The sequence below is a fragment of the Nocardioides sp. Soil_C_8 genome (assembly GCF_057656315.1).
Window position 1 is genome coordinate 1,331,549 of the sequence record NZ_JBDGKQ010000001.1, and the last position, 25,585, is coordinate 1,357,133.

Genomic DNA, 25,585 nt, shown 5'->3' on the forward strand with positions numbered 1-25,585 from the left:
GTCCTCCGCTCAGATCTCCGCGGTCGCGAGCCCGTGGGCCCGCACCGGCCGACGCAGGTAGAGCGCCCACGTGAGCGCTGCGCAGCCGACGTAGTAGGCGGTGAAGACCGTGAAGGCGGCGCGGGTCGCCGCCAGCGGGTCGCCCACCCACGGTGCGGCGAAGGCGAGCGGCACCAGGAAGCCGCCGACCGCGCCGACCGCGCCGATCACGCCGAGCGCGGAGGACGACTGACGGGTGGCCGAGGTGAGGGCGGCCGCGCGTTCCGGCGTGCCCGGCGCTGTCGCGCGCTCCGCCGACGCCTTCCAGAGGGCGGGGATCATCTTGTAGACCGAGCCGTTGCCGATGCCGGTGGCGGCGAAGATGCAGAGGAAGAACCCGAGGAACAACGGGAACCACGCGGCGTTCCCGCTCGCGACGGCAGGGTCGGCCCCCGGGTTGGGCGTGAGCTGGTTGACGGTCCAGAGCACGCCGAGGGTGAAGACGACCATCGCGACGAACGACGCCAGCGTGACCCGCGCGCCGCCCCAGCGGTCGGCCATCCACCCGCCGAGCGGACGGGTCAGCGAGCCGACGCCGGCGCCGAGGAAGGCGTAGAACGCGAAGTAGATGCCGGTGCCGAGCGGGGCGGGCTCCGGCACCCAGAAGTTCAGCCGGATCAGCAGCGGCATCGCCGCTGAGTAGCCGATGAACGACCCGAACGTGCCGATGTAGAGCAGCGACAGCAGCCACGTCTGCCGCTGCTTCACGACCTGCATCTGCTCCCGCGGCGACGACGTCACGGTGGCCAGGTTGTCCATCCAGAGCCACGCCGCGGCCGTCGCCAGCAGGGCCAGCCCCGCATAGGCGTACGCCGCCCGCTCGAGGTGGATGCCGCCGCCCGAGGCCTGCACGAGGCCGAAGATCCCGGCACCGCCGACCATGACGGGCAGCAGCAGCTGGATCAGCGAGACGCCGAGATTGCCGCCGGCGGCGTTGAGCCCGAGCGCCGCGCCCTTCTTGTCGGAGGGGTAGAAGAAGTTGATGTTGGCCATCGACGAGGCGAAGTTGCCGCCGCCCACGCCGGCGGTCGCGGCGATCAGGCAGAAGGCCCAGTAGGGCGTCGCCGGGTCCTGGACGGCGTACGCGAACAGCAGCGTCGGCACCAGCAGCATCGCGCCGCTGACGATCGTCCAGTTGCGCCCGCCGAACTTCGGCACCGCGAAGGTGTAGGGCAGCCGCAGCAGCGAGCCGACGAGGTTGGGCAGCGCGACCAGCAGGAACAGCTGCTGCGGGGTGAAGGCGAAGCCCTGGGCGAGCAGGAACGCCGACGAGACGCTCCAGATCAGCCAGACCGAGAAGCCGACGTGCTCGGCGAAGATCGACCAGACCAGGTTGCGGCGCGCGACGGCGCGGCCGCCTCCCTCCCAGAACTCGGCGTCCTCCGGGCGCCAGTCCTCGATCCAGCGGCGCGTACGGCGGGGGTGCGTGGCGGGGGTGCTCATGCCGACGAGCGTGGGCTCCCGGTGTGTCGCCCGGCCTGCCGGTCCGGTGGCGGAGCCGTCAACTTCTCCTCACGACCTCACGCCTCACCCCGTGCGAGCTCCGACCGTTCGTCGTACGACACCGACCGCTGGGCGACGGCCGACGCCCATCGACCGACGCGGCGACGCGCACCCCTCCCGCGGGGCGAGTGACCGGTGTCACGGTGACGGCGGTCACACCCGGTGGCCATCCCGCGCTCGGAAGGACCCATCCGTGACAGAGCAAGAGCAGGCCGCGCGCCACCACCCCATCTACGACCGGCTTCACGCGACACCCGAGTTCGCCGAGCTGCGGCGCCGCTACCGCGGCTTCGTCTTCCCGGCCACGGTCGCGTTCCTGGCCTGGTACCTGCTGTACGTCATCCTCTCCAACTGGGGCCACGACTTCATGTCGACGCAGCTCTGGGGCCACATCAACGTGGCGCTGGTCTTCGGCCTCCTCCAGTTCGTGACGACGTTCGGCCTCGCCTGGATGTACGCCCGCTTCTCCGCCGCCAAGCTCGACCCGCTGGCCCGCCAGCTCGAGGCGGACTACCGCAAGGGAGACGACGCCTGATGGACACCCAGGTCCTCACCACGTGCCTGTTCCTCGCCGTCGTCGCGCTGACGGTCGGCATCACCTTCTGGGCGAGCCGGCAGACCAAGACGGCCACCGACTTCTACTCCGGCGGTCGCTCGTTCTCCGGCTTCCAGAACGGTCTCGCCATCGGCGGCGACTACATGTCGGCGGCGTCGTTCCTCGGCATCTCCGGCGCCATCGCGCTCTACGGCTACGACGGCTTCCTCTACTCGATCGGCTTCCTCGTGGCGTGGCTCGTCGCGCTGCTGCTCGTCGCGGAGATGCTGCGCAACGCCGGTCGCTACACGATGGCCGACCAGCTCGCCTTCCGGATGCAGCAGCGCCCGGTGCGCACGGCGGCGTCGATCTCCACCGTCGTCGTCTCGATCTTCTACCTGCTGGCCCAGATGGTCGGTGCGGGCTCGCTGGTCGCCCTCCTGCTCGGCGTCGACAGCGAGGCGCTGAAGAACCTCACCATCGTCGGCGTCGGTGCGCTGATGATCTTCTACGTCGTCGTCGGCGGCATGAAGGGCACGACCTACGTGCAGATCGTCAAGGCCGTCCTGCTGATGCTCGGCTCGGCGCTGATCGTGGTGCTCGTGCTCGCGAAGTTCGACTTCAACCTGTCCGAGCTGCTCGGCTCGGCTGCCGAGAACTCCGGGCAGGGCGAGGCGTTCCTCCAGCCCGGCCTGCAGTACGGCGCCACGCTGACGTCGCAGATCGACTTCCTGTCCCTCGGTCTGGCACTCGTGCTCGGTACGGCCGGTCTGCCGCACATCCTGATCCGCTTCTACACCGTGCCGACCGCGCAGGACGCGCGGAAGTCGGTGCTGTGGGCCATCGGCCTCATCGGCGCGTTCTACCTGATGACGCTGGTCCTCGGCTTCGGCGCCGCGGCCCTGCTCGACCGCGACCAGGTCGACCCGGTCGCCGGCGGCAACCAGAACCTCGCCTCCCCGCTCCTGGCCGAGGCCGTGGGTGGCGGCGAGGGATCCACGGGCGGCGCGGTCCTGCTCGCGCTGATCGCCGCGGTCGCGTTCGCGACCATCCTCGCGGTGGTCGCCGGCCTCACCCTGGCCAGCTCCTCCTCGGTGGCGCACGACCTCTACAAGGGCGTCATCAAGAAGGACTCGTCGGTGACCGAGAAGGACGAGGTCAGGGTCGCCCGGATCGCCGCGTTCGTCATCGGCGCGGTGGCCATCGCCCTGTCGATCCCGGCGCAGCGCCTCAACATCGCGTTCCTGGTGGCGCTGGCGTTCGCGGTCGCCGCGTCGGCGAACCTGCCGGCGATCATCTACAACATGTTCTGGCGGCGCTTCAACACCCGCGGCGCCACCTGGAGCATCTACGGCGGCCTCATCGCGGCCGTCGGGCTGGTGTTCTTCTCGCCGGTGATGTCGGGCCTGCCGACGTCGCTGTTCCCCGACTCCGACTGGTCGATCTTCCCGCTCAACAACCCCGGCATCATCTCGATCCCGATCGGGTTCCTGCTGGGCTACCTCGGGACCATCACCTCCAGGGAGCCGGCCGCCGAGGACCGCTTCACCGAGCTCGAGGTCCGCGCCCTCACCGGCGCCGGCGCCGAGCAGGCCGTCCAGCACTGACGCCAGCTCGAGATCAGCAGCACCGGTGACCCCCTCGCCGAGCCGGAGTAGGTTCGGCGAGGGGGTCACCTCCTTCGTCCCCGTCCCTCGTTCCACCCCTCGTCCCACCCCTGAGCAGCACCCGACCCAGCACCCTGCCCCGCCCGAGGAGAGAGCCTTGTCCGAGCAGACCCTGTCGAACCTGATGCACGAGGACCGGCGCTTCGAGCCCCCGGCCGACCTGGCCGCCGACGCCAACGTCAAGGAGGAGGCCTACGCGCGCGCCGACGCGGACCGGGAGGCGTTCTGGGCCGAGGCCGCCGAGCGGCTCGAGTGGGGCCAGAAGTGGGACCAGGTCCTCGACTGGTCGAACCCGCCCTTCGCGAAGTGGTTCGTCGGCGGCACGATCAACGCCGCCGTCAACTGCGTCGACCGCCACGTCGCCGCCGGCAACGGCGACAAGGTCGCGCTGCACTGGGTCGGCGAGCCCGAGGACGACACCCGCGACATCACCTACTCCCAGCTCAAGGACGAGGTGTCGAGGGCCGCCAACGCGCTGACCGAGCTCGGGGTGAAGAAGGGCGACCGGGTCGCGATCTACATGCCGATGATCCCCGAGGTCGTCGTCGCGATGCTCGCCTGCGCCCGCCTCGGCGCCCCGCACACCGTGGTGTTCGGCGGGTTCTCCGCCGACGCCCTCGCCTCGCGCATCACCGACTGCGAGGCCCACGTCGTGATCACCTCCGACGGCGGCTACCGCCGCGGTGCGGCCAGTGCGCTCAAGCCCGCGGTCGACGAGGCGGTGGAGAAGACCGGCGACCTGGTGCGCAACGTGCTCGTCGTACGTCGTACGGGCCAGGACGTCGCGTGGCACGGCCGAGAAGAGGGTGGCCGCGACGTGTGGTGGCACGACGTCGTCGACTCCGCCTCCACCGAGCACGAGGCCGAGCTGCACGACTCCGAGCACCCCCTCTACGTCATGTACACCTCCGGCACCACCGGCAAGCCCAAGGGCATCCTGCACACCACCGGCGGCTACCTCACCGGGACGTCGTTCACGCACTGGGAGGTCTTCGACCTCAAGGCCGACACCGACGTCTACTGGTGCACCGCCGACGTCGGCTGGGTCACCGGGCACTCCTACATGGTCTACGGCCCGCTCGCCAACGGCGCGACGCAGGTGATGTACGAGGGCACGCCCGAGAAGGGCCGCTGGTGGCAGATCGTGCAGGACTACGAGGTGACGATCTTCTACACCGCGCCCACCGCGATCCGGACCTTCATGAAGCAGGGTCGCGAGATCCCCGACGGCTACGACATGTCGTCGCTGCGGCTGCTCGGGTCGGTCGGCGAGCCGATCAACCCGGAGGCCTACGTCTGGTACCGCGAGGTCATCGGCGGCGACCGCTGCCCGGTCGTCGACACCTGGTGGCAGACCGAGACCGGCCAGATCATGATCAGCCCGCTGCCCGGCGTCACCGCCGGCAAGCCCGGCTCGGCGATGAAGGCGCTGCCCGGCATCGCGGCCGACGTGGTCGACGACGATGCGAAGTCCGTCGGCAACGGCAACGGTGGCTACCTCGTGCTGAAGGAGCCGTGGCCCGCCATGCTCCGTACGCTCTGGGGCGACGACGAGCGGTTCAAGGAGACGTACTGGTCGCGCTGGAAGGGCCTCTACTTCGCCGGTGACGGCGCGAAGCTCGACGACGACGGCGACATCTGGCTGCTCGGCCGCGTCGACGACGTGATGAACGTGTCGGGCCACCGGCTCTCGACGACCGAGATCGAGTCCGCCCTCGTGTCGCACCCGAAGGTCGCCGAGGCGGCGGTCGTCGGTGCGACGGACGAGACCACCGGCCAGGCGGTCTGCGCCTTCGTCATCCTCCGCGACTCCGCCGGCGACGGCGGCGAGGACATCGTCGAGGAGCTGCGCAAGCACGTCGCGAAGGAGATCGGTGCGATCGCCAAGCCGCGCCAGATCATGGTCGTGCCCGAGCTGCCCAAGACCCGCTCCGGCAAGATCATGCGCCGCCTGCTCAAGGACGTCGCCGAGCACCGCGAGGTCGGCGACGTGACCACCCTCGCCGACTCGACGGTCATGGACCTGATCAAGTCGAAGGAGACCTCGGCGCCGGCGGAGGACTGACCTCCCCCGCCACCGCGTCCCTCCCTCGTCCCTCCCTCGTCCCTCGACTGCGTCATGCGAACCCGTACTTGTGGGTGCGGGTTCGCATGACGTCCGGGGGTCGACATCTGAGGACGCGGCGTACGGGAATCGGCTCCTCAGCCGTCCACGGCGTCCTCAGGTACGCGGTTGCGGGTGGCGGCGAGCAGGAGCACGATCCCGACCACCGCGGCGAGGAGGGACGCCAGCAGGATCGCGATCTTCGCCTCCTCGGTCAGCAGCTCCGCGCCCGGGAACGACAGCCCGGCGATGAAGATCGAGACCGTGAAGCCGATGCCGGCGACGGCGCCGAGGCCCACCATCATCGACCAGGGCGTGTGCTCGGGAAGCTTCGCGATGCCGAGGCGTACGGCGACGAAGGAGGTCACGACGATGCCGATCGGCTTGCCGAGCACCAGCCCGAGGACGATGCCGAGGCCCACCGGTTCAGTGAAGACCTCCCCGATGGCTCCCAGCTCGACGCCGGCGTTGGCGAGCGCGAAGACGGGCAGGACGACGTACGCCGACAGCGGGTGCAGCGCGCTGATGAGCCGCTCGACCACCGACACCGACTCCTGCAGCAGGAAGCGCAACCGGGCCAGCTCGTCGGCGTCGAGGTGGCGGTCCTCCAGGGCGCTCGTCGCGAACTCGCGGGCGACCTCCTCCTTGAGCAGCGGAGTCGCCGGGGCGAGCAGGCCGATCGCGACACCGGCGAGGGTGGCGTGCACGCCGGACTCGAGCAGGGCGAACCACACGCCCACGCCGAGGACCGCGTAGACCACCAGGCTCCAGATCCGCAGCACGCGCGCGACGACCATCAGGCCGAGGAGGCCGAGGGCGATCGCGAGCCAGGTCAACGACAGGTCGCTGGTGTAGAAGACCGCGATCACCAGGATCGCGCCGATGTCGTCCACGATCGCCAGCGTCAGCAGGAACAGCCGCGCGGCAGAGGGGATCCGGCGCCCCAGCACCCCCAGGACGCCGACCGCGAAGGCGATGTCGGTCGCCATCGGGATGCCCCAGCCGTCGCTGCCGGCGCTGCCGGGCGGGTTGAGCGCGAGGTAGATCCCGGCGGGCACCACCATCCCGCCGACCGCCGCGACGATCGGCAGGGCAGCCGTCCGCGGGTCACGCAGGTCTCCGTTGACCAGCTCGTACTTGATCTCGAGCCCGACGACGAAGAAGAAGATCACCATCAGGGCGTCGTTGACCCAGTGCTGGAGCGACTCGTCGAGGTGCAGCGGGCCGACGTCGAGGGTGAGGTGGGTGTGCCACAGGGTGTCGTACGACGACGCCCACGGGCTGTTGGCCCAGACCAGGGCCGCAGCCGCGGCCAGCAGGAGGAGGATCGAGCCGGCCGCCTCCACGCGTAGGAACTCGCGCACCGGCCGCGCGACCAGCCGGGCGAGCGGCCTGTCGCTGGCGCTGTAGACGGGGCCGGACCTCCACAGGTCGTCGAGGCGGGAGCGGTCGGGGGGCGTGGCCATCACGAGGTGGTCCTTCCGGGGGTGGTCGAAGCAGCATCACCGCGGACAGACTCGCCACGGGCCGACCAGACTTCCCGGCTCACCTGAGACCCCAGTGTAGACAGGCCCGTTGGTAGGGTCGCAGCACTCACCCCCGGCGTACACCGAAGGACAGCTCCGCATGGCAAACGAACCGGTCAAGGACACCGATCCGACGCTCGGCAAGCTCGTCATGGACGCGCAGCGCGACATCTCCTCGCTCATCTCCAAGGAGATCCAGCTCGCCAAGAGCGAGCTGAAGGTCAGCGTCAAGCGCGGCGGTGTCGGCATCGGCCTCTTCGCCGGGGCGGCGTTCCTCGTCCTGCTCGCGATCATCATGTTCTCGGTCGCGCTCGCCTACTTCATCCACTGGAACGGCGACGGCCTCGACCTGCAGTGGGCGTTCCTCGTCGTCTTCGGCCTCTACGTCCTCGTCGCCGCGCTCCTGGCCTTCATCGGCCTCCGGCAGGTCAAGAAGGTCAAGGCGCCCGAGCGCGCGATCGAGCAGGGCCGACAGATCCCGCAGGCGCTCAAGGGCAAGCCCTGATCCACGCCTGAGCGCCCTCCGGATCCGGGGGGGCGTACGACGGTCAGCGCACGCAGGTGCCGGTGTCGACCGGGGACGTCGCCGTGACGCCGGCGGCCGCCGACTCGGCCACCTGGTCCGCGGTGAGGGCGTAGCCGGTGTCGCGGTCGCTGACGGACGCGGCGAACACCATGCCCGCCACGTCGCCGGCGGACGTCACGATCGGGCCGCCGGAGTTGCCGGGCCGGATCAGCGCGCGCAGCGAGAAGACCTGGCGGATGACGGTGCCGTCGCCGTAGATGTCGGGCGAGCGCAGCCGCTGCTCGGAGCGGATGCGACCGGACTCGACGTCGTAGGGGCCGTCCTCGGGGTAGCCCAGCACGGCGACGGGGTCGCGGGGTTGCGCCTCGGTGTCGAAGGCGAGCGGGGCCGACCCGGTGTCGGGCAGCGACAGGACGGCGATGTCGAGGTCGGGGTCGTAGAGCACGACCGAGGCCGTGACCGTGGAGCCGCCGACCTCGACCTCGGGCCGCGTGACGCCGGCGACGACGTGGGCGTTGGTCATCAGCCGGCCCGGGGCGAAGAAGAAGCCGGTGCCCTCGACGCCGCCACCGCAGCCGTTGGTGCCGCGGACCTTGACGACGCTGGCCTCGGCCGCGAGCACGTCGGGGTCGGTCAGCATCCGCGGGTCGCCGGGGCGCACCGCGACGATCCGCTCGGGCGCGAAGGGCTCGAGGTAGCGCGGGAAGAACGTCGTGCCGACCACGTTGTTGAAGGCCTGCAGCACCTTGCCGGAGTCGGCCGGGAGCGTCTTGTCGACCTCGGCGAGGATCGTCGACTCGCGCACGAGCGGCGTGACCGCGCCGATGCGGGTGCCGGAGACGGCGACGCCGAGCGCCCAGGCCACGAGCAGCACGGCGACGGCGCTGAGGAGTGAGCCGCCGATGGCGTCGACCGCCCGGATCGGCTGCCAGGTGATGCGGTCGCGCAGCCGCGCGCCGACGTACTGGAAGAGCGCCTGGCCCAGCGACGCACAGATGATGACGATGAACAGCGCACCCAGCGAGACCCACAGCGACGGCGCGGCGTCACCCAGCGCGAGCGGCGCGACCCAGATGCCGACGAGGCCGCCGAGCAGCAGGCCTGCGGTGGCGCTGGCGCCGGTGATGAATCCCTGCCAGTAGCCCGAGAGGGCATAGATCCCCACGAGTGCGACGAGGCACCAGTCGAGGACGTTCATCGCTGGGCTACTCCTCGAGCCGGGTGTTCTGGGCGGGGTCGTGCGGGGTGTTGGGCGCGAGGTCGGTGCCTCTGGGGACACCCTGCAGCATGTGGTCGGGCAGGTCACGCACCCGCGCCCTGTCCCAGTCCTGCGCCCACCCGAGATAGCTGAACAGCCGCGCGATGATGCCGGCGGTGAAGCCCCACAGGATCACGTCGCGCCGCGGACCGATGAGGAAGCCGGGGCCGAGCCAGCCGCTCGGGTGGCGCACGGTGATGCGGTTGTCGGGGTCGAGGAGGTCGGCGATCGCGACGTGGTGGATCTCGTGGACCTCGTCGGGGCTCTCGATGCGCACCTCCCCCCGGTCGCGCCAGTAGCCCAGGACCGGCGTCACCGCGAAGTTGCTGGGCGGGAGCCACAGCTCGGGCAGCTCGCCGAACACCTCGACCTCGGCCGGCACCAGCCCGATCTCCTCGTGGGCCTCGCGCAGCGCCGCCTCGACCGGGGTCTCCCCCTCGTCGAGCGAGCCGCCCGGGAACGACACCTGGCCGGGGTGGGAGCGCATGTGGTGGTTGCGCTCGGTGAGCAGGAGCTCGCCGCGGTGGGCGAGGTCGTCGGGAGCGGCCGGGTCGGCGTCGCGGTCGGCGAAGACCATCAGCACGGCGCCGCGCCGGGGGTCGCTGCCCTCGGGCGGCATGAAGCGGGTCAGCTCGTGGACGGTGATCGTGGAGGCCGCCTCCACGACGGGCGCGAGCCAGCCCGGGAGAGAGGTGGTCACAGGTCGATGCCCAGGTGCTCGGAGACCAGCTCGCGGACCTCGTCCACCGACTCCACGCCGCCGGAGTCCTGCGCGACGACCTTGCCGGACTCGTCGACGAAGACGAACGCGGGCAGCCCGCGCCGGGCGATGGCGAAGGCGTCCTCGACCATCAGCTCACCGCCCGGGTCGGCGATGGAGGGGTAGGTGGCCCCGGTCTCCTCGGCCAGCGCGAGCGCGCCGTCGGGGTGGACGTCGTTGAAGTCGATGCCGACGAGCCGCACTCGGTCGCCGTACTGCTGGTGGAACTCCTCCAGCGCGGGCATCTCGAGGCGGCAGGGCTCGCAGCGTGCCTGCCACAGGTTGATCAGCATCGGACCGCGGAGCGAGGAGAGCTCGACGTCTGGGCCGCCCCCGAGGCACGGCAGCGTCATCTCGGGCAGCCCGCCGTCGACCGGCTCGCCGGTGCCGGGCGTGCAGTCCTCCATGCCGATGCGCGCCTTGGCCTCGCGCAGCGCCGGTGTGTCGACCTGCACGTCGGGAGGGCGTACGTCGATGGGGCCGGTGTCGCTCATCGAAGACCAGGCGACGGCGCCCACGGCGACGCACGCGACCAGCGCCAGCACCAGGAGGAGCTTCCTCATGCAGGTCCTTGCGTCGTGACGAGCTTCTCCGCCTCGACCGGGTCGGTCGGGCCCGCGCCGAACGACGGGCACAGGCGGGCAACCGGGCAGGCGCCGCACGCGGGCTTCTTGGCGTGGCAGCGGCGGCGGCCGTGCCAGATGAGGTGGTGGGACAGCATCGTCCAGTCGCGCTTGGGGAAGAGGGCGCCGACGGCGTGCTCGACCTTGACCGGGTCGGTCTCCTCGGTCCAGCCGAGGCGTCGCGCCAGCCGGCCGAAGTGGGTGTCGACGGTGATGCCGGGCTTGCCGAAGGCGTTGCCCAGCACGACGTTGGCCGTCTTGCGACCGACGCCCGGCAGGGTGACCAGGTCGTCGAGGCGCGCAGGCACCTCGCCGCCGAAGGTGTCAACGAGCGCCTGGCTCAGCTTGAGCAGCGCGTCGGTCTTCTGCCGGAAGAATCCGAGCGGGCCGAGGAGCTGCTCGAGGTGCTCGCGCGGCGCCGCCGCCATCGCCTCGGGGGTGGGGTAGGCCGCGAAGAGCGCGGGGCTGGCCGCGTTGACCCGGCGGTCGGTGGTCTGAGCGGAGACCACAGTGACGACCAGGCACTCGAACGGGTTGGTGAAGTCGAGCTCGGCGCGGGCGTCGGGATAGGTCTCCGCGAGGATCCGGTCGACCTTGCGCGCCCGTCGCACCAGCGACGTGTCGGGCTTCGGGATCTCGACGACCTTGCGGGCGGGGGCGGGCACGCGCTCAGCCTACGGTCCGCATCCGACACCGCCGAAGCCGGCGCAAACGGCGCCTCGCCCGCCCGGAGTCGCGGTTGTGAGCCGGACCACGGCTAGGATCGTCAGCGATCCCGGGCAGCACCCGTCGGGACGCACCCCACTTGGAGGATTGACGTGGACAACGACGTGCTTCGGCAGGCACCGCTGTTCAGCTCGCTCGACGACGAGGCAGCGACTGCACTGGGCGGTTCGATGGCCGAGACCAAGCTCCGTCGCGGCGACGTGCTCTTCCACGAGGGCGACTCGGGCGACAAGCTCTACATCGTCACCGAGGGCAAGGTGAAGCTCGGCCGCTCCTCCTCCGACGGCCGCGAGAACCTGCTCGCGATCATGGGCCCCGGCCAGATGTTCGGCGAGCTGTCCCTCTTCGACCCCGGTCCGCGCTCGGCGACGGTCACCGCGGTCACCGACGCCTCCTTCGGCTCGCTCTCCCACGACGACCTGCTGCGCTGGCTCGACGGCCGCCCGCAGGTCGCGCGCGGCCTGCTCTCCCAGCTCGCCTCGCGGCTGCGCAAGTCCAACGACGTCGTCGCCGACCTGGTCTTCTCCGACGTCCCGGGCCGCGTCGCCAAGGCGCTCCTCGACCTCGCCGACCGCTTCGGCCGCACCGCCGACGACGGCGTCCACGTCCACCACGACCTCACCCAGGAGGAGCTCGCCCAGCTGGTCGGCGCCTCCCGCGAGACGGTCAACAAGGCGCTCGCCGACTTCGCCTCACGCGGCTGGCTGCGCCTGGAGCCCCGCTCCGTGGTGATCATGGACCTCGAGCGCCTCTCCCGCCGCGCGCGCTGAAAATTCCTTCCGCCCGCTGACCCCCGCAGCGGCGCATCCGTGCGTCGTACGTGCTGAAGGGGGTGGCCGGTGACCGATCGATCCGGGTTCGACGAGTTCGTCCGCGCACGAGGCCCTGCCCTCGCGCGGACGGCGTACCTCCTCACGGGTGACCACCACCTCGCCGAGGACCTCGTGCAGGCCTCGCTGGTGCAGGCGGCGAAGCACTGGGAGCGCATCGAGACCTCGCCCGAGGCCTACGTGCGGCGCTCGATGTACCACCAGAACATCTCCTGGTGGCGTCGGCGCAAGGTCGCCGAGACGCCGCTCGAGTCGTACGACGCCCCGGTGCCCGCGGCCGACCCGACCGTGCGGCTCACCCTGGAGCAGGCGCTGCGCCGGCTGACGCCCCGCCAGCGCACGGTCCTCGTGCTGCGCTACTTCGAGGACCTGACCGAGGTCCAGACGGCCGCCGAGCTGGGGATCTCCAGCGGCGCGGTCAAGTCCATGTCGCGCGACGCCCTCCGGCGACTGCGCGCCCTGGCCCCCGAGCTCGCCGACCTGGTGGGAGCAGACGCATGAGCACCGACCTGCGCGAGGAGCTCACCGCCCTCGCCGAGACCCAGACCTTCTCCCCCGACCCGTCCGCCTGGGACCGCGGTCGGCGGGCACGCCGCCGGTCGCGTGTCGGCCGCGCAGCCGCCGCGCTGGCCGTGGTCGCGTTCGTCGTGGGGGTCGCGGCGTTCGACCTCGCACCGGACCCGGAGGCGCCCCAGCCCGCCGACGTGCCCGGCGGCGCTCTCCCGAGCCGCGTCGACCTGCGGAACGCCGACTTCGGTGCCGAGTTCGAGACGGACTACGCCATCGGGCGGGCATCGGTCGCGCTCGAGGGCAACAGCCTCGTGCTGGTCGGCGCGGAGGACGGGGCGTACCACCGGTTCGGGGTCCTCACCGACGTCGTCGCACTGTCGCCCGACGGCTACCGGGTCGCGTGGTGGTCGCGCGCCGGCCTCGACCCGGACCGCATCTCCATCGCCGACCTGCGCACCGGGGAGGTGACCGACTGGGCGTTCAACCAGGGCGCGGGCGGGAAGGTCACCGCCCTCTCCTGGTACGCCGACTCCGCGCAGCTGCTGTGGCAGGGCCGCACCGACGACGGCGCGAGGCGCGCGGCGCTGATCGACGTGCCGGGCTCGGCCGAGGAGTCCGACATCTACGGCCGCTACGGCGCACGCGGCATCCCGTCCCCGAGCCGCGACATCATCGCCCTGCCGTCGGAAGGCGAGGTCACCGCTGCGCCGTTCGAGAGGATGCCTGCACGCGGCAGCGGCCGGTTCACAGGCATCCCGTTCGACCGTGCGCTCCCTGCCGATCTCTACCCCGACGGCGCGGTGGTCACCCCGGTCGGCTGGGTCGACGAGGACCACGTCGTCGCGATCATCGACCCGCCACCCAGCGACGTCGTGGAGCGGCCCCGCCTCGCGGTCTTCACCTCGCCCGACCTCCCGGAGTCGGAGTGGACCTACCGCGAGTTCCTCCCCCGGCTGCCACCCGAGGCGACCAGCTTCGCGGTCGACCTCATCCCCGACCTCACCGGCGACCCCGACCAGGAGCTCACGCACGACTTCGACGCGGCCGAGGCCACACCGGCACCCCTCGGCATCGAGCTGTCGTTGTTCATCGGTCTTGCCGTCGCGGCAGCGATCGCCGTACTGATGGCGCTGCGGTGGCTCTGGCGGCGCTTCCTGTAGCCGTCGTCCGGACCCAACGGAGGTGGCCGGAGCGGCCGCACGCGTGGACCGTCGACGGACGGCGTCGTTCGGTCCGTACGACGGCTCAGCGCGGGTCGCGCCCCGCGAACGCCGCCAGCCGGTGGTAGGCCGGGGCGTCGTCGGGGACCTCGACCGCCGGCCCGAAGGCCTCGCCGCGGTTGTCGGGGGTCAGGCCCTGCTGCATGAAGGCGAGCCCGCGCTCGGCGACCTCGTCGTCGAGGCGCTGCGGGCGGCCGAGGGCCTGCACGAGGTCCCACGTGTGCACCCCGAGCTCGGCGCTCTGCCAGTCGGCCTGCGCCGCCTGGTCGTCGGGCTGCTCGTGCCAGTGGTGGAGCAGGTCGTCGCCGTGGTTGCGGAAGTGGCCGGCCCACTGGCCGTCGGGCACCTCAGGCTCGGCGACCCAGTCGACCTCCTCGCCGCGGGCCTGCTGGAGGAAGTGCTCCGGGGCGACGGCGAGGTGCGCGGCGAGCCGGCGCACGGACCAGTCGCCGCAGGGGGTCGGCCGCTCCCACTCGTCGGGGTGGATCGAGGCGAGCACGTCGCCGGCCTGGTCGATGGCGCGGGAGAGGACCACGACGGCCTGGTGCTGGTTGGTCACGTCCATGCCCCCACCTCACTCCTCGCGCGGAGCCCGCGCAAGGGTCAGTTGCCCTGGAGGTACGCCAGCTGGGCGCGCACCGACAGCTCCGCCGCACCCCAGAGCACCGGGTCGACGTCGGCGTAGACGACCTCGACGATCGCGCGCGGCAGTGTCTCGTGCGACAGTGTGGCACCGGATGGGGCCCCGCCCTCCCGCTCGACCGAGTGCAGGTCGCGCAGAGCCTGGCGCACCTGCGCGAGCCGCTGCTCGCGGTGGGCGAGGTAGAAGTCGAGGGCGCCGAGCGCGTCGTCGATCACCGGGCCGTGACCGGGCCACACCGTGGTGATGCCCTGCTCGCCGCAGAGCGCGTGGAGCCGCTGGAGCGAGGAGAGGTAGGCACCGAGCTGACCGTCGGGGTGCGCGACGACGGTCGTGCCGCGACCCAGGACGGTGTCGCCGGTCAGCACGGCGCGGTCCTGGGGCACGACGAACGACAGCGAGTCCGACGTGTGGCCGGGCGTCGCGACCACGTGCACCTCGAGACCACCGACCGCGACCACGTCGCCCTCACCGAGGCCCTCGGACCCGAGCCGGTAGGCCGGGTCGAGGGCGCGTACGCCGCACCCGTGCCGCTCGGCGTACTCGCGTGCCGCCTCGCTGTGGTCGGCGTGGTGGTGGGTCAGCAGGACCACGGACACGTCGCCGGCCACCTCGTCGACGGCGTCGAGGTGGGCCGCGATCGAGGGGCCTGGGTCTACGACGACCGAACGCGTGGAGTCGGGGTCGCGGAGCACCCAGGTGTTGGTGCCGTCGAGCGTCATCACGTCGGCGTTGGGTGCGAGCACGCAGGTGCCGGTGTCGCCGAAGGTGCCGCCGGACCAGCTCATCGGGCGGCCATCAGCGCGGCGTAGGCCGGTGGGGTGGAGAGGATGAAGTCGTCCCCGTCGGCCACGACCTCCGGCATGAACATCTCGACCGTCCGCCCGCCGGCCTCGGCGAGGACCGCGGCTGGGTCGGCGTACTGGCCCACCTCGAGGCAGGTCAGCCAGGTCGGGGGCAGCATGAGGATCTCCTGGTGCTCGACGAGCGACACCGCGTCCATCGCCCCGGCCCACATGACCGACGACGACTCGCTCGACACGTCGCGGGTCACCTGCCCCTCGGGCAGCCGGGCCACGAAGAACCAGGTGCGGTAGCGCCGGGGCTCGAAGACCGGCGTCAGCCAGCCCGACCAGGCACCGAGGAGGTCGGTCCGCAGCACGAGCGAGCGCTTCTCCAGGAAGGCGGTCAGCGACACCTCCCGCGACTCGAGCGCGACGCGGTCGGCCTCCCAGTCGTTGCCGGTGGTGTCGGCCACGACGGAGTCGGGACCCGCGCCGGCCAGCAGCACGCCGGACTCCTCGAAGGTCTCCCGCACGGCCGCGCAGACCAGGGCCCGCGCCTTCGGCTCGTCGCAACCGAGCCGAGCGGCCCAGTCGGCGGGCGAGGGCCCTGCCCACAGCCCGCGGTCGACCAGCTCGTCGTCGAAGTCGCGCGGGTCGACCCCGCCGCCGGGGAAGACGCACATGCCCCCGGCGAACGCCATCGAGGTCTGGCGGCGCAGGAGGTAGACGTCGGAGCCGTCCGCGCCCGGGCGCAGCAGCACGACCGTCGCGGCGTCGCGCGGCTCGGCGGGCGTCGCGCCGCCGTCGGCGTACGACCGCGCCTGCGCGACGAGCGCATCGGGCAGCGGGAGACGCTGCATGGTCAGACTTCTACGACGATCTCGACCTCGACGGGGACGTCGAGCGGCAGCACGGAGACGCCGACGGCCGAGCGCACGTGCTTGCCGGCGTCGCCGAAGACCTCGCCGAGCAGCTCGGACGCGCCGTTGGCGACCTTGGGCTGGCCGGTGAAGTCGGGGGTCGAGGCGACGAAGACGACGACCTTGACCACGCGTTTCACGTCGTCGAGCGATCCGATCTCGGCCTTGACCGCGGCGAGCGCGTTGAGCGCGCACTGGCGGGCGCACTCGTAGCCCTGCTCGTCGCTGACCTCGCCGCCGAGCTTGCCGACGGCCAGCATCTCGCCGTCGCGGGCGGGCAGCTGGCCGGCGGTGAAGACGAGGTTCCCGGTGCGCGCGGTCGGCTGGTAGGCCGCGACCGGCGGGACGACCTCGGGGACGGTGATGCCCAGCTCGGCGAGGCGAGCCTCTGCGCCCACGTCAGGCCTTCGGCTTCTTGAGGAAGGCCACCAGACCGCCCTGGGCGTTGGTGTGGATGGCCACCAGCTCCCAGCCGTCCTGGCCGAAGTTGTTGAGCATCAGGGCCTCGTTGTGGAGCGGAATCGGCGCCACCTGGTATTCCCACTGGGTCATGGATCGCACCCTACTCGGGCCCGACGCGACGCCGCGCGGCGTCCTCCCGTGGTCTGACGCCGCCGACGGCCACGGCGTCTAACGTCTGCACCATGCGCGATCAACGGGACCAGCACCCGTGGCGGCTGGGACCGCGCGGGCGGCGCTGGCTCGACCGGACGATCGTCGCGTTCGTCCTCGTCGTGGGCGGGCTCGGCCACGCCGCGGCCGGCCAACCGGTGGCGACCGTCTTCACCGTCGCCGAGGTGCTGCCGCTGCTGTGGCGACGGCGCCACCCCTGGCGGGTCTTCCTCGCGGTCGCCGCGGCGTCCGTCCTGCAGGCGGTGGCCTACGACCAGCCCGCCGTCGGGCAGCTCGCCTTCCCGGTCGCGGTCTACTCCGTCGCCCGGTGGTCGCCGCGCTGGCAGGGCGTGACGGCACTGCTCGTGGGGTACGCCGGCGCGCTTGTCGCCGCGACCCGCTGGCTCTTCGGCTTCGGTGCCGGCGACCTCACCGCGAGCAACCTCGCGCCCTACACGGTCACGATCGGCGCGATCGTCACCGCCGCGTGGGCGCTCGGCTGGGCGGCCCAGTCCCGCGAGCGGTACGTCGCCTCGCTGGTCGCGCGCGCCGAGCAGGCCGAGCGGATGGCCGAGCGCGAGGTGGAGCTGGCCGCGCGCGACGAGCGCTCGCGGATCGCCCGTGAGATGCACGACGTGGTCGCCCACGGCCTGTCGGTGATCGTCGTGCAGGCCGACGGTGCGAGGTACGCCGCCGCCAAGGACCCGGCCGTCGCGGTCGGCACCCTCGAGACGATCTCCACCGCGGGCCGCGAGGCGCTCACCGAGATGCGACGACTGCTGGGGCTGCTCCGCGAGGGCGACACCGGTGTCGCCCCGCAGCCGGGCCTGGACGACGTACGCCACCTCGTCGACGAGGCCCGCGCCACCGGAATGCGGGTCACCGCCGACCTGCCGGATCCCACCCCGGGCGTGCCCGACGGCGTCGGGCTGGCGGCGTACCGGATCGTGCAGGAGGCCCTGACCAACGTGCGCAAGCACGCCGGACCGGACGCGGCGGTCGACGTGCGCGTCGCCGTCGGCCGCGACGTCGCCATCGACGTGCGCGACGACGGGCGGGGCGCGGCCGTGCACGCGGACGGCCGAGGCCTCGGGCTCGTCGGCATGCACGAGCGCGCCGCCGTCCACGGCGGCACGCTCCAGGCCGGCCCCGCGCCGGGAGGCGGGTTCGCGGTGTCTGCGAGGCTGCCGCTGTGAGCGAGCCACCCATCCGCGTCTTCCTCGTCGACGACCAGCAGATGGTGCGCGCGGGGTTCCGGATGCTCGTCGAGAGCCAGGACGACATGGAGGTCGTCGGCGAGGCCGGCGACGGCGGCGAGGCGCTCGAGCTGCTCTCCGTCACCGCCGCCGACGTCGTCCTGATGGACGTCCGGATGCCACGCGTCGACGGCGTGGAGGCGACAAGCCGGCTGCTCGAGCGGACCGCCCCACCGCGGGTGATCGTGCTGACGACCTTCGACCTCGACGAGTACGCCTTCGCCGCGATCCGCGCGGGCGCGTCGGCCTTCCTCCTCAAGGACGCGGCCCCGCCCGACCTGCTCGGCGCGATCCGGGCCGTGATGGCCGGCGACGCCGTCGTCGCGCCCAGCACCACCCGGCGGCTGCTCGACCACTTCGCCGCGCTGCCCGACCCCGCCGCGCCGACGCCGTACGACGACCGGCTCGCCCAGCTGACCGAGCGCGAGGTCGAGGTGCTCACCCTCATCGCCCGCGGCCTGACCAACACCGAGATCGCCCAGCACCTCGTCGTCGCCGAGACGACCGTGAAGACGCACGTCGGCCGCGTGCTCGCCAAGACGGGCTCCCGCGACCGCGTCCAGCTCGTGGTGCTCGGCTACGAGACGGGCCTCGTCACGGCCTGACGCCCGCCTCGCTGGAGTCACCGGATATCCGGGGACTCCCCCGCTTGTCACACCAGGCTTGGGGGGCGAAGCGGGAGACTCGGGTGCAAAGCCCGGCGTCCTACCGGAGTCGTACGACGACCGCACGCCTCCGCCCGCGGGCCGAGCCGAGGAGTCTCCCGGAGGCCGACGACCCGGAGGCCGAGGACGACGAGCGTTGTCCCCATGACGACGACACTCGGAAGCACGACAGCCACCGCGGCGACCGCCCGCGGCCTCACCCGCACCTATGGCGCCGGCGACAACGCCGTCCACGCCCTGCGCGGCGTGGACCTCGACCTCCCGGCCGGCCGCTTCACCGCGATCATGGGCCCGAGCGGCTCCGGCAAGTCCACCCTCATGCACTGCCTGGCCGGTCTCGACGCCGCGACCTCCGGCGAGGTGACCGTGGCCGGGCGCGACCTCGCCGGCCTCGACGACACCGCGCTGACGATCTTCCGGCGCGAGCACATCGGCTTCGTCTTCCAGGCCTTCAACCTGCTGCCGATGCTCACCGCAGGCCAGAACATCGTCCTGCCGCTCGAGCTCGCCGGCCGTCCGGTCGACCGACAGCGCTACGACCAGGTCGTCGGCGTGCTCGGCCTCGCCGACCGCCTCGGCCACCTGCCCAGCCAGCTCTCCGGCGGCCAGCAGCAGCGGGTCGCGATCGCCCGCGCGCTGGTCACGCAGCCGGACATCGTCTTCGCCGACGAACCCACCGGCAACCTCGACAGCGAGGCCAGCGCCGAGGTGCTCGGCCACCTCCGCCGCTCGGTCCGCGAGCTCGGCATGACGGTGGTGATGGTGACCCACGAGCTCGACGCGGCGGCGTACGCCGACGACGTGGTGGTCATCCACGACGGTGCCGTCACGGCCCACCTCACCGACCCCGGCCAGGACGAGCTCGTCGCCGCGCTGCGTGGGCGGGGCGCCTGATGCGCACCGTGCTCGTGGCGTCGATGCGCCACCACACCCGGAGGTACGTCGCCGCGTCGGTGGCCGTCGTCATCGGCGTCGCCTTCATCGTCGTCATCGGCATGCTCACCGGGGCCACGCGGTCGGGACTGACCGCCGACGCCGGAGCGCCCGTCAGCGGTGTCGACCTGGTCGTCACGCCGGACGGCCCGCGCGACGTGGAGCGCCTCGTCGACGCGGCCGCCGAGGACGGCTTCCCCGCTCTGACGCTGGGCTACGCCATGGAACCGGTCTCGCGCGACGGCGTGCAGCTCGCGCAGTCGGTGGACGTCTCGGAGGCCGCCCTCGACCTGCGCCTGCAGTGGCAGGTCCTCGAGGCCGGTCGCTTCCCGTCGGCGGCGGGCGAGGCGCTCGCCGACGTCAACCGGGCGAAGAGCAGCGACGTGGCCATCGGCGACGTGGTCCGCATCGGCAGCGGGCCGACGGCCACCGACGTCGAGGTGGTCGGGCTCGTCGACAGCCCGGCGGCCATGGGCGCCGCGCTCTACGTGCCGTGGGACGACCTGCGCCGCTTCGACGACACCCTCTGGGTGGACGCCGTGGCGTGGGGCGGCACCGAGGCGCAGGCCCGCGACGCCGCCCGAGGCGCGACGGTCGAGACGGCCGACGACTGGGTGGCCGCGCGCCAGGCGGAGATCTCCCGCGGCGTGGACGTCATCGCGATCATGGCGCTGCTCTTCGTGGTCATCGCCCTCTTCGTGGGCGTGCTGGTCATCACCAACACGTTCTCCATCCTCTTCGCGCAGCGGATGCGCGACTTCGCGCTGCTGCGTTGCGTCGGCGTCACCCGCCGCCAGCTGCGTCGCGCGATCCGGCTCGAGGCCCTGGTCCTCGGGCTGGTGGCCGCGACCCTCGGTGTCGCCGTCGGAGCCCTCGCGGGGGCGGGTCTCGTCGCGCTCGTGCGGCGCTGGTTCACCGACATGGGGCCGGCCGCGCTCGACCCGATGTGGACCGGTACGGCGTTCGCGGTCGGCACGCTGGTCACGCTCGCCGCCGCGTGGCTGCCGACGCGCTCGGCGACGCGGGTCGCCCCGCTGGCCGCGCTCCGTCCGGACACCGGCGTGGACGTGCGGACGGCCGCCGGGCGCTGGCGCCTGGCCCTCGCGGCGCTGGCCCTCTCGTCCGGGATCGCGCTGCTCGTCCTGGCGGTCGCCGCGGGCTCGGTCGCAGCGATGCTCGCCGGCGGCATCGCCTCCTTCGTGGGCGTGCTGCTCCTGGGGCCGGTGCTGGTGCCCCGGCTGATCCGCCTGGTCGGTGGCCTGCCGGGAGCCGGCCCCGTCCGGCGGCTGGCCACCGGCAACGCCGTGCGCAACCCGCGTCGTACGGCGACCACAGCGGCGTCGCTGCTCGTGGGGGTCACCCTGACCACGGCCATCCTCACCGGGCTGGCGTCGTCGCGGACCGCGATCGACACCGACATGGACCGTTCCTACCCGCTCGACGCCACGATCACGGCCGGCGAGGCGCCGCTGGACGCCGCCGTCGTCGACCGGGTGGACGACGCCCCGGGCGTCGCGGAGGCGGTCGCGCTGGACGGGACCACGGCCACCATCGGCCGGGTCGACGTCACGCTCCTCGGGGCAGGTGCCGCGTCCGGCGTCGTGCGCGGACCCGCCGACCTCGCACCCGAGGACGGCGTGGTGCTCCTCCCGTACGACGTCGTCGACGAGCTGCCGGCGCGGCTGGCCGAGCGCGTGTGGGACCGCGGCGAGGTGTCCGTCACGGTCGGCGGCCGCGAGCACACCCTCGACGTCGAGACCGGCAGCGGGTGGGGCCGGGCGGGGCTGGTGTCGGCCGCGACCCTGGCCGCGCTCGACCCGGGACCGCGGCCGATGGCCGTGTGGGCGAGGGCGGGCGACGGCGCCGACGCCGAGGACCTGTCCGGCGACCTCGCGGCGCTGGCGGGGGCGGCCGGCGCCGAGCTCGACGGCGGGTACTCCAACCGGAGCTGGGTCTACCTCCAGGTCGACATCCTGACCGGGGCGGTCGTCGGCCTGCTGGCCGTGGCGATCGTGATCGCCCTCGTCGGCATCGCCAACACCCTCGGTCTCTCCGTGCTGGAGCGCGGCCGGGAGAACGCCCTCCTCCGCGCGATGGGGCTGACCCGCCGTCAGCTCCGCCGGGCGATGGCGGCCGAGGGCCTGCTCCTGTCGTCGGTGGCGACCCTGATGGGCACCGCCATCGGATTGGCCTTCGCCTGGGTCGGCGTGCAGGTGATGGTGGCCGCCGTGGTCGACGACGCCGCCTTCACGGTCCCGGTGTGGCAGGTCGGAGGAGTCGCGGCTGTCGCCGCGCTCGCCGGCCTCGCCGCGTGCGTCGTACCTGCTCGTCGTGCCGCCCGCGTCACGCCGGCCGCCGGGCTCGCGCTCGACTAGGACACACCTGTGGCCGCTCGACGCACGCAATGGCGGGCGTCGAGCGGCCCATGGTCCGCTCGAGAAGCGGGGTGTCAGTCGCGCTTGCGGCTGACGAGCACGCCGAGGACGGCGTAGCCGACGACGAGGTGCAGGCAGGCGACCACGTGGGCGGCGGAGTCGCCGAAGATGCCGAGGGTCGGGATCACGACGACGGCCCAGCTCTCGGCGACCATCGGCCAGAAGCGCGTGGCGCCCTTCCAGCGGCCGGCGATCGCGATCCGGATGCCGATGAGGAACATCCCGAGCATCGACAGCGGCCAGAAGGCGTCGAGGATCATCCAGCCCACCTTGTCCATGTCAGTGAGGCCGAGCCCGTCGCCCGTGGTGGAACCGATCGCGATGAGGACGGCGACCGCCTCCACTCGGAGGACGGCACGGGCGATGCGCCCGGTGCCCAGGGCCTGCGTGCGCCACAGCGTGCGGAGCAGGAACAGCAGGCCGACCTGGAAGAGGCCGGACGAGAGGGAGAACGCCAGCTCGCCGGAGTGGGTCTGCGGGTCGATGCCGACGAATGCCATCGTGCCGGCCCAGGCGAGGGCACCGGCGGTGAGCACCCGGCCGTGCACCAGGAACGGGCGGTCGGAGGCGGAGCCCTCACCGGCACGAGCGGTGACGTCGGAGCGGGCGGGAGCGGGAGAGTGCTGGATCGTCACGGTCGTGACTCCTGTCAGGTGTGGTGTGGGGCCGCGGTCTGCGGCACACCGGAAGACTCGCCGTCCCGACGACCCGGCCCACAGGGAGAGCGGTCCCGTCGCCGGTCCCCTCGTGGTGTCCCGTCGAGGGGGGACCGCAGTCCCCTGACGGCGGGACCTCCGCGCGGCGATACTCCTCGCGTGAGCAGAGTCCTCGAGCCCGTCGCCGTCGCCGTGGCATCCGTCGCCGCGGTCGGCACGTCGCTGTGGCTGGACCTGGTCACGACCGAGGCGCAGCGTGCGGCCGCCGCCACCGAGGCCGCGACCTCCACGGCTCTCCCCGGGCTGCTGCTCGCCTCGGCAGCGGTCGTCGTGCTGCTCGCGCGGCCCGGCCACCTCGTCGGCCGCCTGCTGGGGGTCGTCGCCGTCGCCTGGTCGCTCGACGGCGCCCTCTACGGCTGGGTCGCCTTCAGCCTCGCCCGCGACCTGCCCGGCACCGACCTCGCCTACTGGTTCGTCGCCCGCGTCGGCGCCTTCCTGCTGTCCGGCCTCGTCGCCCTGCTGCTCGTCTACCCGACCGGCGGCCTCCTGCCCGGCCGTGGGCGGCGGGTGGCTGTGGCTGTCATGGCCGCGTCCCTGGCCCTCCCGTTCGGGCTGCTGCTCGCGCCCGACAGCGTGGTGTTCGCCGCGGGCGAGCCCGTCGGGTCGACCGAGCTGGTGCACCTGCCGATCAGCGACGCAGCCGCCGAGGCGGTGCTCCGCGGCTGCCAGCTGCTCACCTTCGCGTCCATCGTCGCGGCGGTCGCGCTCGTGTGGGTGCGCCACCGGGGCGCCGACCCGCACGAGCGCACCCAGCTGCGCTGGCTGCTGTGGGCCGGGATCATGTGCGTGCTGATGGTCCTGGCCGCGGTGACGCTGTCCGTCGGCGGGATCGTCACGACGATCTTCCTCGACCTGGCCGTCGCCGCGCTCGCGGTCTCGGTGACCATCGGGCTGCTGCGCCCGGGGCTCGGCGACGTCGACGCCCTGGTCGCCTGGACCCTCACCACCGCCGTCGTCGCCGCGATCGTCGTCGCCGTCGACCTGGCCGTGCTCGCCGCCGGCACGGCGCTGCTCGGCGACCGGCTCGACCAGCGCGACGTCACCCTCGTCGTGCTGGTGCTGGCGGTCGTCGTCTACGGACCCCTCCGCGGCTGGCTCGGGGACCTCGTCCACCGCCTGCTGCTGGGCCGGCGCAGCGACCGGTACGGCGCGGTGTCCGCGCTCGCGGCCCGGCTGGAGACCACCGGGACGGTCGACGAGCAGCTCCCGGCCCTCGCGTCGGCCGTGGCGGACACCTTCAAGGTCGGCCACGTGCGGGTCGAGGTGCTCACCCCCGACGGCGGGCTGCTCTCCGCCTCGCACGGCACCCCACCCGCCGAGGTGCAGGAGATCGACATCGCCTACCAGGCCGAGCGCATCGGCCGGCTGGTGCTGCCCGCGCAGGGCTACCGCTCGATGCTGTCGCGCCGCGACCAGGGCCTGCTGGTCGACCTCGTGCGTCAGGCGGCGGTGGCGATCCGGGCCCGGCTGCTGGCCACCGAGCTGCAGGCCAGCCGTGAGCGCCTCGTGCTCGGCCGCGAGGACGACCGCCGCCGGATCCGCCGCGACCTGCACGACGGCCTGGGCCCGGTCCTCGGCGGGGTCGCGCTGCGTCTCCAGGCCGCCGGCAACGCCATCGACACCGAGCCCGCGCGCGCCCGCGAGCTCGTCGGGCTGGCCCGCACGGAGGTGAGCGACGCCCTCGACGACGTACGACGCCTCGTGCACGACCTGCGTCCGCCCGCGCTCGACGACCTGGGCCTCGAGGCCGCGGTGCGCCAGCAGGCCGACCGCGTGCGGTCGGAGGTCGACGTCGAGGTGGTGGCAGAGGGTGCGACCGGCCTGCCCGCGGCCGTCGAGGTCGCGGCCTACCGGATCGTGTCGGAGGCGCTGGCCAACGTGGTCAAGCACGCCGGGGCCCGCCACGTCGACGTACGACTCGAGGGCGGTGCGGCCGCGCTGGTCGTGACCGTCGCCGACGACGGCCGCGGCATCGGACCCGACGTCACCGCCGGCGTCGGCCTGCTGTCGCTGCGCGAGCGCGCCGAGGAGCTCGGCGGCCGGTGCGAGGTGACGTGCCCGGGGTCCGGCGGCACCACCGTGCACGCGGTCCTGCCGTTCGGCGCCGCCGCCCACGACAATGGAGCCATGGGGGACTGCCATGACTGACCCGATCCGGCTGCTGATCGCCGACGACCACCCGGTGTTCCGCGACGGCCTCGCCTCGCTGCTCGACCCGCTGCCCGGGATCGACGTCGTCGCCCGCGCGTCCGACGGCGCCGAGGCCGTCGCGCTCGTCGACGAGCACGGCCCGGACGTGGTGATCATGGACGTGCAGATGCCGGTGATGAACGGCATCGACGCCACCCGCGCCGTCGTGGCGGCGCACCCCGAGGTCGGGGTGCTCGTGCTGACGATGGGCGAGGACGACGGCACGGTGCTGTCGGCCCTCCGCGCCGGGGCCCGCGGCTACCTCCGCAAGGGCGCCGAGCAGGACGAGATCGTGCGAGCCGTGTCGACGGTCCACTCCGGGGGTGTCGTCTTCGGCGCCTCGCTCGCGGCACGCATCGCCGAGGTGCTCGCCCCCGCCGCCCGTCCCGAGCGGCCGTTCCCGGAGCTCACCGAGCGGGAGACCGAGGTGCTCGATCTCATCGCGGCCGGCCGCTCCAACGGCCAGATCGCGCAGGAGCTGTTCCTGTCGCCCAAGACGATCCGCAACAACATCACCAGCATCCTGGCCAAGCTGCAGGCCACCGACCGCGCGGACGTGATCATCCGCGCCCGCGACGCGGGGCTCGGCAGGCACTAGGTTCCGTC

The 25,585-nt window shown here is 72.8% G+C and carries 25 protein-coding genes; 13 read left to right on the forward strand and 12 right to left on the reverse strand.

The annotated features are described in order from the left end of the window. Positions 1–9 precede the first annotated feature (9 nt). A complete protein-coding gene (locus AC3A3L_RS06525; RefSeq protein WP_487639196.1) occupies positions 10–1,482 on the reverse strand; it encodes an MFS transporter in 1,473 nt (490 codons plus the stop codon). Positions 1,483–1,735: 253 nt separating this feature from the next. On the opposite strand from AC3A3L_RS06525, the gene AC3A3L_RS06530 reads away from it, so the two are divergent. The 3 genes from AC3A3L_RS06530 (at position 1,736) to acs (ending at position 5,809) form a co-directional block, all read left to right on the forward strand. Then, positions 1,736–2,077 (forward strand): DUF485 domain-containing protein, encoded by a 342-nt coding sequence (locus AC3A3L_RS06530; protein ID WP_487639197.1) that lies wholly within the window; start codon positions 1,736–1,738, stop codon positions 2,075–2,077. Beyond that, positions 2,077–3,684 carry a solute symporter family protein gene (locus AC3A3L_RS06535; protein ID WP_487639198.1) on the forward strand — a complete coding sequence of 536 codons (1,608 nt, stop codon included), beginning with the start codon at positions 2,077–2,079 and terminating at the stop codon, positions 3,682–3,684. The genes AC3A3L_RS06530 and AC3A3L_RS06535 overlap by 1 nt, the downstream gene beginning before the upstream one ends. A 184-nt stretch (positions 3,685–3,868) precedes the next feature. After that, on the forward strand, positions 3,869–5,809 hold the full coding sequence (acs, locus tag AC3A3L_RS06540; RefSeq protein ID WP_487639834.1) for an acetate--CoA ligase: 1,941 nt from the start codon (positions 3,869–3,871) through the stop codon (positions 5,807–5,809). 137 nt (positions 5,810–5,946) lie between these two features. On the opposite strand, the gene nhaA is transcribed toward acs, so the two are convergent. Continuing rightward, positions 5,947–7,314, reverse strand: a complete 1,368-nt coding sequence (gene nhaA / locus AC3A3L_RS06545) for a Na+/H+ antiporter NhaA (protein ID WP_487639835.1) — start codon at positions 7,312–7,314, stop codon at positions 5,947–5,949. Positions 7,315–7,474: 160 nt separating this feature from the next. Between nhaA and AC3A3L_RS06550 the strand changes: the two genes are divergently transcribed. Continuing rightward, positions 7,475–7,879: a phage holin family protein gene (locus AC3A3L_RS06550; protein ID WP_487639199.1), complete on the forward strand. Its 405-nt coding sequence runs from the start codon at positions 7,475–7,477 to the stop codon at positions 7,877–7,879. A gap of 43 nt (positions 7,880–7,922) precedes the next feature. Here AC3A3L_RS06550 and AC3A3L_RS06555 read toward each other — a convergent pair whose 3' ends face one another. The 4 genes from AC3A3L_RS06555 to nth are packed head-to-tail and all read right to left on the reverse strand — an operon-like array spanning position 7,923 to position 11,206. Next, positions 7,923–9,098, reverse strand: coding sequence for a MarP family serine protease (locus AC3A3L_RS06555; RefSeq protein WP_487639200.1), 1,176 nt, complete (start codon positions 9,096–9,098; stop codon positions 7,923–7,925). Between the two features lie 7 nt (positions 9,099–9,105). Then, positions 9,106–9,858 carry an NUDIX hydrolase gene (locus AC3A3L_RS06560; protein ID WP_487639201.1) on the reverse strand — a complete coding sequence of 251 codons (753 nt, stop codon included), beginning with the start codon at positions 9,856–9,858 and terminating at the stop codon, positions 9,106–9,108. Further along, positions 9,855–10,481, reverse strand: a complete 627-nt coding sequence (locus AC3A3L_RS06565; protein ID WP_487639202.1) for a TlpA family protein disulfide reductase — start codon at positions 10,479–10,481, stop codon at positions 9,855–9,857. The genes AC3A3L_RS06560 and AC3A3L_RS06565 overlap by 4 nt, the downstream gene beginning before the upstream one ends. Beyond that, complete coding sequence (gene nth / locus AC3A3L_RS06570) at positions 10,478–11,206, reverse strand: endonuclease III (protein WP_487639203.1); 729 nt, start codon at positions 11,204–11,206, stop codon at positions 10,478–10,480. The genes AC3A3L_RS06565 and nth overlap by 4 nt, the downstream gene beginning before the upstream one ends. 153 nt (positions 11,207–11,359) lie before the next feature. On the opposite strand from nth, the gene AC3A3L_RS06575 reads away from it, so the two are divergent. From AC3A3L_RS06575 to AC3A3L_RS06585, 3 genes are all read left to right on the forward strand, one after another. Next, the gene (locus AC3A3L_RS06575) at positions 11,360–12,037 is read left to right on the forward strand and encodes a Crp/Fnr family transcriptional regulator (protein WP_299931229.1); all 678 of its coding nucleotides are present in this window, start codon (positions 11,360–11,362) and stop codon (positions 12,035–12,037) included. Between the two features lie 69 nt (positions 12,038–12,106). Next, a complete protein-coding gene (locus tag AC3A3L_RS06580; RefSeq protein WP_487639204.1) occupies positions 12,107–12,598 on the forward strand; it encodes a SigE family RNA polymerase sigma factor in 492 nt (163 codons plus the stop codon). Then, a complete protein-coding gene (locus AC3A3L_RS06585) occupies positions 12,595–13,767 on the forward strand; it encodes a hypothetical protein (RefSeq protein ID WP_487639205.1) in 1,173 nt (390 codons plus the stop codon). The genes AC3A3L_RS06580 and AC3A3L_RS06585 overlap by 4 nt, the downstream gene beginning before the upstream one ends. 85 nt (positions 13,768–13,852) lie before the next feature. On the opposite strand, the gene AC3A3L_RS06590 is transcribed toward AC3A3L_RS06585, so the two are convergent. The 5 genes from AC3A3L_RS06590 to sp36 are packed head-to-tail and all read right to left on the reverse strand — an operon-like array spanning position 13,853 to position 16,724. Next, complete coding sequence (locus AC3A3L_RS06590) at positions 13,853–14,392, reverse strand: TIGR03086 family metal-binding protein (RefSeq protein ID WP_487639206.1); 540 nt, start codon at positions 14,390–14,392, stop codon at positions 13,853–13,855. 38 nt (positions 14,393–14,430) lie between these two features. Further along, the gene (locus tag AC3A3L_RS06595) at positions 14,431–15,255 is read right to left on the reverse strand and encodes an MBL fold metallo-hydrolase (RefSeq protein WP_487639207.1); all 825 of its coding nucleotides are present in this window, start codon (positions 15,253–15,255) and stop codon (positions 14,431–14,433) included. Continuing rightward, the gene (locus tag AC3A3L_RS06600; protein ID WP_487639208.1) at positions 15,252–16,112 is read right to left on the reverse strand and encodes an NUDIX hydrolase; all 861 of its coding nucleotides are present in this window, start codon (positions 16,110–16,112) and stop codon (positions 15,252–15,254) included. Before AC3A3L_RS06600 ends, AC3A3L_RS06595 begins: the two co-directional genes overlap by 4 nt. Before the next feature lie 2 nt (positions 16,113–16,114). Continuing rightward, a complete protein-coding gene (locus AC3A3L_RS06605; RefSeq protein ID WP_487639209.1) occupies positions 16,115–16,570 on the reverse strand; it encodes a RidA family protein in 456 nt (151 codons plus the stop codon). Between the two features lies 1 nt (position 16,571). Beyond that, complete coding sequence (gene sp36 / locus AC3A3L_RS06610; RefSeq protein ID WP_168218378.1) at positions 16,572–16,724, reverse strand: Sp36 family protein; 153 nt, start codon at positions 16,722–16,724, stop codon at positions 16,572–16,574. 92 nt (positions 16,725–16,816) lie between these two features. Between sp36 and AC3A3L_RS06615 the strand changes: the two genes are divergently transcribed. The 4 genes from AC3A3L_RS06615 (at position 16,817) to AC3A3L_RS06630 (ending at position 22,013) form a co-directional block, all read left to right on the forward strand. Further along, positions 16,817–17,980: a sensor histidine kinase gene (locus tag AC3A3L_RS06615; protein ID WP_487639210.1), complete on the forward strand. Its 1,164-nt coding sequence runs from the start codon at positions 16,817–16,819 to the stop codon at positions 17,978–17,980. Next, positions 17,977–18,645, forward strand: a complete 669-nt coding sequence (locus AC3A3L_RS06620; protein ID WP_487639211.1) for a response regulator — start codon at positions 17,977–17,979, stop codon at positions 18,643–18,645. The genes AC3A3L_RS06615 and AC3A3L_RS06620 overlap by 4 nt, the downstream gene beginning before the upstream one ends. A 204-nt stretch (positions 18,646–18,849) precedes the next feature. Continuing rightward, positions 18,850–19,599, forward strand: a complete 750-nt coding sequence (locus AC3A3L_RS06625; protein WP_487639212.1) for an ABC transporter ATP-binding protein — start codon at positions 18,850–18,852, stop codon at positions 19,597–19,599. Further along, positions 19,599–22,013, forward strand: coding sequence for an ABC transporter permease (locus AC3A3L_RS06630; RefSeq protein ID WP_487639213.1), 2,415 nt, complete (start codon positions 19,599–19,601; stop codon positions 22,011–22,013). Before AC3A3L_RS06625 ends, AC3A3L_RS06630 begins: the two co-directional genes overlap by 1 nt. A 74-nt stretch (positions 22,014–22,087) precedes the next feature. On the opposite strand, the gene AC3A3L_RS06635 is transcribed toward AC3A3L_RS06630, so the two are convergent. Next, positions 22,088–22,708, reverse strand: a complete 621-nt coding sequence (locus AC3A3L_RS06635) for a hypothetical protein (protein WP_487639214.1) — start codon at positions 22,706–22,708, stop codon at positions 22,088–22,090. 180 nt (positions 22,709–22,888) lie between these two features. On the opposite strand from AC3A3L_RS06635, the gene AC3A3L_RS06640 reads away from it, so the two are divergent. Then, positions 22,889–24,937 carry a sensor histidine kinase gene (locus tag AC3A3L_RS06640; protein ID WP_487639215.1) on the forward strand — a complete coding sequence of 683 codons (2,049 nt, stop codon included), beginning with the start codon at positions 22,889–22,891 and terminating at the stop codon, positions 24,935–24,937. Then, positions 24,930–25,577, forward strand: a complete 648-nt coding sequence (locus AC3A3L_RS06645; RefSeq protein WP_487639216.1) for a response regulator transcription factor — start codon at positions 24,930–24,932, stop codon at positions 25,575–25,577. Before AC3A3L_RS06640 ends, AC3A3L_RS06645 begins: the two co-directional genes overlap by 8 nt. Positions 25,578–25,585: the final 8 nt, after the last annotated feature.